This is a genomic window from Cellulosimicrobium sp. 4261, assembly GCF_040546915.1.
Taxonomy (GTDB): domain Bacteria; phylum Actinomycetota; class Actinomycetes; order Actinomycetales; family Cellulomonadaceae; genus Cellulosimicrobium; species Cellulosimicrobium cinnabarinum.
Genome location: NZ_JBEPOQ010000028.1, coordinates 1 through 5,619, shown reverse-complemented (window position 1 = coordinate 5,619; position 5,619 = coordinate 1). Strand labels below are relative to the sequence as shown.

Here is a 5,619-nt window from a genome sequence, read left to right as displayed (position 1 = left end):
TGCGGAAATGCCGAAGGCCCACCCCGTGTGGGGTGGGCCTTCGGTGAAGGGTTGTCCGGCGGCGTCCTACTCTCCCACCCCGTCTCCAGGGCAGTACCATCGGCGCTGAAGGGCTTAGCTTCCGGGTTCGGTATGGGACCGGGCGTTTCCCCTTCGCTGTGACCGCCGTAACTCTGTTGAACCTCCTCGACACCGGGCCACCCCCGGGTGGGGGTGTGGTGTTGGTGGTTCGGGAACCGCACAGTGGACGCGTAGCACAAGAGTGTTTGGTGTTGAAGTTGTCGGCTGATTAGTACCGGTCAGCTGCACGGGTCTTTCGTCCCCGCTTCCACGTCCGGCCTATCGACCCAGTGTTCTGCTGGGTGCCTCTCACCCCGTAGGGTATGGAAACCTCATCTTGAAGCAGGCTTCCCGCTTAGATGCTTTCAGCGGTTATCCCTTCCGAACGTAGCCAACCAGCGGTGCTCCTGGCGGAACAACTGGCACACCAGAGGTTCGTCCGTCCCGGTCCTCTCGTACTAGGGACAGCCCTTCTCAAGTTTCCTGCGCGCGCAGCGGATAGGGACCGAACTGTCTCACGACGTTCTAAACCCAGCTCGCGTACCGCTTTAATGGGCGAACAGCCCAACCCTTGGGACCTACTCCAGCCCCAGGATGCGACGAGCCGACATCGAGGTGCCAAACCATGCCGTCGATATGGACTCTTGGGCAAGATCAGCCTGTTATCCCCGGGGTACCTTTTATCCGTTGAGCGACGGCGCTTCCACAAGCCACCGCCGGATCACTAGTTCCGACTTTCGTCCCTGCTCGACCTGTCAGTCTCACAGTCAAGCTCCCTTGTGCACTTGCACTCGACACCTGATTGCCAACCAGGCTGAGGGAACCTTTGAGCGCCTCCGTTACATTTTAGGAGGCAACCGCCCCAGTTAAACTACCCACCAGGCACTGTCCCTGGTCCGGATCACGGACCGAGGTTAGACATCCGAAGCGGCCAGAGTGGTATTTCAACGTTGACTCCACCCGCACTGGCGTACGGGCTTCACAGTCTCCCACCTATCCTACACAAGCCGCACCGAACACCAATACCAAGCTATAGTAAAGGTCCCGGGGTCTTTCCGTCCTGCTGCGCGTAACGAGCATCTTTACTCGTAGTGCAATTTCGCCGAGTTCGCGGTTGAGACAGCGGAGAAGTCGTTACGCCATTCGTGCAGGTCGGAACTTACCCGACAAGGAATTTCGCTACCTTAGGATGGTTATAGTTACCACCGCCGTTTACTGGGGCTTAAATTCTGAGCTTCACCCCGAAGGGTTGACCCGTCCTCTTAACCTTCCAGCACCGGGCAGGCGTCAGTCCGTATACATCGTCTTGCGACTTCGCACGGACCTGTGTTTTTAGTAAACAGTCGCTTCTCCCTGGTCTCTGCGGCCGTCCACGCTCCCACCGCGAGGGTGTTCACGCTTCGGGCCCCCCTTCTCCCGAAGTTACGGGGGCATTTTGCCGAGTTCCTTAACCACGATTCTCTCGATCGCCTTAGTATTCTCTACCTGACCACCTGAGTCGGTTTGGGGTACGGGCGGCTAGAACCTCGCGCCGAGGCTTTTCTTGGCAGCATAGGATCACCCAGTTCGCGCTTGTGCGCTCACCGTCAGCTCTCAGCCTGTGTGCCGGGCGGATTTGCCTACCCGACGGCCTACAGCCTTGGACGTGGTCTACCATCGCCACGCCGGGCTACCTTCCTGCGTCACCCCTGTTAATACGCTTACCTACTACCGGTTCGGGTCCCGCGCGCCCCTGCCCGGTGACCCCGAAGGGTCGATGGGCAGGTTTGGACGGTTAGCATCACCGGGCTCGGTATGGGCGGTTCTTCGCCGGTAGGAGAATATCAACTCCTTGTCCATCGACTACGCCTGTCGGCCTCGCCTTAGGTCCCGACTTACCCAGGGCGGATTAACCTGGCCCTGGAACCCTTGGTCATTCGGCGGACGGGTTTCTCACCCGTCTTTCGCTACTCATGCCTGCATTCTCACTCGTGTGGCCTCCACCGCTGGGTTCCCCCGCGGCTTCACCGCCCACACGACGCTCCCCTACCCACCTGCGCCTCTGGACCACGAAGGCCTGAGTTGAGCGCAGATGCCACGGCTTCGGCGGTGTACTTGAGCCCCGCTACATTGTCGGCGCGGAATCACTTGACCAGTGAGCTATTACGCACTCTTTCAAGGGTGGCTGCTTCTAAGCCAACCTCCTGGTTGTCTGTGCAACTCCACATCCTTTCCCACTTAGCACACGCTTAGGGGCCTTAGCCGGTGGTCTGGGCTGTTTCCCTCTCGACTACGGAGCTTATCCCCCGCAGTCTCACTGCCACGCTTCCACTTACCGGCATTCGGAGTTTGGCTGACGTCAGTAACCTTGTAGGGCCCATCGGCCATCCAGTAGCTCTACCTCCGGCAAGAAACACGTGACGCTGCACCTAAATGCATTTCGGGGAGAACCAGCTATCACGAAGTTTGATTGGCCTTTCACCCCTAACCACAGGTCATCCCCCAGGTTTTCAACCCTGGTGGGTTCGGTCCTCCACGCGGTCTTACCCGCGCTTCAACCTGCCCATGGCTAGATCACTTCGCTTCGGGTCTAGACCCAGCGACTATGGGCGCCCTGTTCGGACTCGCTTTCGCTACGGCTTCCCCACACGGGTTAACCTCGCCACTGAGCACTAACTCGCAGGCTCATTCTTCAAAAGGCACGCTGTCACCCCAGCCAAGGAGGCTCCAACGGATTGTAGGCACACGGTTTCAGGTACTATTTCACTCCCCTCCCGGGGTACTTTTCACCTTTCCCTCACGGTACTGGTCCGCTATCGGTCACTAGGTAGTATTTAGGCTTAGCAAGTGGTCTTGCCGGATTCACACGGGATTTCTCGGGCCCCGTGCTACTTGGGATCCCCTTCGGGAGGCCGCACCATTTCGTCTACCGGACTCGCACCGTCTGTGGTCCGCCTTTCAATGCGGTTCGACTATGACACGGCTTTCTTACTCCCCGGTGGACTGTCAGATCCACCAGAAGGGTCCCACAACCCCGAACACGCAACGCCTGACAGCTTGAACACGCGCCCGGTTTGGCCTCATCCGCTTTCGCTCGCCACTACTCACGGAATATCTCTTCCTGTCGGTACTGAGATGTTTCACTTCCCGACGTTCCCTCCACACACCCTATATATTCAGGTGCGGGTCACACGACATGACTCGTGCGGGGTTCCCCCATTCGGAAACCCTCGGATCACAGCTCGTTTGCCAGCTCCCCGAGGCTTATCGCAGGCTACCACGTCCTTCTTCGGCTCCTAGTGCCAAGGCATCCACCCTGTGCCCTTAAAAACTTCAACAAAAACAACAAAACTGCAGAGAACCAAGAACCACACCCCAAAGGGTGCGTCTTGATCTTTACAAAGATGCTCGCGTCCACTGTGCAGTTCTCAAACAACCAACGACCCCGACCCCACCAGACCCGCCTACCACCCGAACCCCCCTCCCGAAGAAGAAGGACCCGCGCAGCGGTTCGTGATCCAAGGACCGGCCCGTACCAGGCACCCCACCAACCGGTGGCCGGTGACCTGAGGACCCAACAGTGTGCTCGACAAGCCCCCCAGGTCTCACCCGTGATGTTCCACCACCACCCCGCACCAGCCCCGAAGAGGCACGTGCGAGCCGGCAGGTACTGACACCAGCAAGACCGAAGAAAGCTCTTTCGTCAATGTTCCACCCATGAGCAACCACCCACCACACGTACGGCGATGGCGTGGCACCTGAACCACCCACCCACCAGCAAACACCGGCAGGCGAGGGTTGGTAGCTCCTTAGAAAGGAGGTGATCCAGCCGCACCTTCCGGTACGGCTACCTTGTTACGACTTAGTCCCAATCGCCAGTCCCACCTTCGACCACTCCCCCCGCGAACGGTTGGGCCATGGGCTTCGGGTGTTACCGACTTTCGTGACTTGACGGGCGGTGTGTACAAGGCCCGGGAACGTATTCACCGCAGCGTTGCTGATCTGCGATTACTAGCGACTCCGACTTCATGGGGTCGAGTTGCAGACCCCAATCCGAACTGAGACCGGCTTTTTGGGATTCGCTCCACCTTACGGTATCGCAGCCCTTTGTACCGGCCATTGTAGCATGCGTGAAGCCCAAGACATAAGGGGCATGATGATTTGACGTCATCCCCACCTTCCTCCGAGTTGACCCCGGCAGTCTCCCATGAGTCCCCGGCATAACCCGCTGGCAACATGGGACGAGGGTTGCGCTCGTTGCGGGACTTAACCCAACATCTCACGACACGAGCTGACGACAACCATGCACCACCTGTGCACGAGTGTCCAAAGAGACCACCATCTCTGGTGGCTTCTCGTGCATGTCAAGCCTTGGTAAGGTTCTTCGCGTTGCATCGAATTAATCCGCATGCTCCGCCGCTTGTGCGGGCCCCCGTCAATTCCTTTGAGTTTTAGCCTTGCGGCCGTACTCCCCAGGCGGGGCACTTAATGCGTTTGCTGCGGCACGGAACTCGTGGAATGAGCCCCACACCTAGTGCCCAACGTTTACGGCATGGACTACCAGGGTATCTAATCCTGTTCGCTCCCCATGCTTTCGCTCCTCAGCGTCAGTTGCGGCCCAGAGACCTGCCTTCGCCATCGGTGTTCCTCCTGATATCTGCGCATTCCACCGCTACACCAGGAATTCCAGTCTCCCCTACCGCACTCTAGTCTGCCCGTACCCGATGCAAGCTCGAGGTTGAGCCTCGAGTTTTCACACCAGACGCGACAAACCGCCTACGAGCTCTTTACGCCCAATAATTCCGGACAACGCTTGCGCCCTACGTATTACCGCGGCTGCTGGCACGTAGTTAGCCGGCGCTTCTTCTGCAGGTACCGTCACTTGCGCTTCTTCCCTGCTGAAAGAGGTTTACAACCCGAAGGCCTTCATCCCTCACGCGGCGTCGCTGCATCAGGCTTTCGCCCATTGTGCAATATTCCCCACTGCTGCCTCCCGTAGGAGTCTGGGCCGTGTCTCAGTCCCAGTGTGGCCGGTCGCCCTCTCAGGCCGGCTACCCGTCGTCGCCTTGGTAGGCCATCACCCCACCAACAAGCTGATAGGCCGCGAGCCCATCCCTGACCGAAAAACTTTCCAACCACCCCCATGCGAGGACGGCTCATATCCGGTATTAGCCCCGGTTTCCCGGAGTTATCCCGAAGTCAAGGGCAGGTTACTCACGTGTTACTCACCCGTTCGCCACTAATCCACCCAGCAAGCTGGGCATCATCGTTCGACTTGCATGTGTTAAGCACGCCGCCAGCGTTCGTCCTGAGCCAGGATCAAACTCTCCGTAAATGAACAACGCCCACCACCAAGCACAGCCCGGCAGTGAACAATCCATACGAAGCGAACCCAACAGGGTTCACAAAACTGGCATCAACACGAAAGATGACATCATCTTCCGAAATCAACCAAAGGAATCCCAGACACAACCAACCCAACCACCCGACGGGCAACCAGGCCAGCCATGCCACAGGGACAAAAAATTTGGCATTGACTAACAAGCACACTGTTGAGTTCTCAAACAACCGACACACACC

The 5,619-nt window shown here is 58.4% G+C and carries 3 rRNA genes; all 3 read right to left on the bottom strand.

Annotated elements, in window-relative coordinates:
• Nucleotides 1-53 precede the first annotated feature (53 nt).
• Nucleotides 54-170: ribosomal RNA gene (rrf, locus tag ABIE39_RS18670) — 5S ribosomal RNA — on the bottom strand.
• A gap of 99 nt (nt 171-269) precedes the next feature.
• Nucleotides 270-3,377: ribosomal RNA gene (locus ABIE39_RS18665) — 23S ribosomal RNA — on the bottom strand.
• Between the two features lie 475 nt (nt 3,378-3,852).
• A 16S ribosomal RNA gene (locus ABIE39_RS18660) occupies nt 3,853-5,374 on the bottom strand.
• Together the 16S, 23S and 5S rRNA genes form the textbook arrangement of a ribosomal RNA operon.
• Between the last annotated feature and the right edge of the window lie 245 nt (nt 5,375-5,619).